Below are 790 nucleotides of genomic sequence, written 5' to 3'. Positions count from 1 at the left end.
CAAGAACGGCTGAAAGAGGTTCTGAAGTACGACCCTTTGACTGGTTTATTTGTTTGGATCAAGCGAACAAACTCACGGTCTACGCCTGGCAAAATAGCCGGGAACGCAGATACGTACGGCTATATCCAGATAATGATCGATAAGAAATTAATTTTCGCTCATCGGTTGGCTTTTTTGTATATGGACGGTGCGCTGCCGCCGGCTGATAAGTGTGTCGATCATATCAATGGCAATCCCAAAGATAACCGATGGGACAACTTACGTATCGTTACCCAGTTTGTTAATCAACAGAACAGACACAAAGTTCGAAAAGGGGCGAAGTCCAAGCTGATTGGAGCAAACTGGTGCAAAGCTCGCGGCGTATGGCGTTCCGCTATTCGCATCAACGGGCAACGTAAAGAGCTCGGTAGTTTCCAAACTGCGGAGTTGGCTCACGAGGCTTACATGAAAGCTAAAGCTGAAATGTGTCGTTAACGCCTACACGACACCAAACCCGCCTCAGTGCGGGTTTTTTTATGTCCGAAATTCTTCGCGCCACGCTCGGCGCAATTCAACCACAGAGCCTTTCAGGGGTGAGCCATAGGGAACGGTCGGTGTGACTGTCTCTGTGGGCTGATCATTCCTGAGCGCTGGCTCACCCGCTAAAAGGAAAGTCACTATGTTCGGTATCTTTAAAAAGAAAGCACGTAAAGCTGTTGTCGAAGTTAAGAAAATGGAAAACCGCGACGCGGTTGAAGCTACGGTGTGGGGTGCTTACTCCATTGCGTATGCCGACGGCACATGCGACGCG

At 49.2% G+C, this 790-nt stretch carries 1 protein-coding gene and 1 pseudogene; both read left to right on the top strand.

All coding sequences use genetic code 11. The features are described from left to right. Window positions 1–474 (top strand): HNH endonuclease (locus ACYVJ4_RS18205; protein ID WP_460461492.1); only part of this gene is annotated, 474 nt, incomplete at its 5' end. Between the two features lie 184 nt (window positions 475–658). Beyond that, a pseudogene (locus ACYVJ4_RS18200) lies at window positions 659–790 on the top strand (tellurite/colicin resistance protein); the annotation flags it as partial.

It is taken from the genome of Angustibacter peucedani (assembly GCF_054779595.1).
Note: the sequence above shows the minus strand (reverse complement) of the source record. Positions and strands in the feature narration are given on the sequence as shown.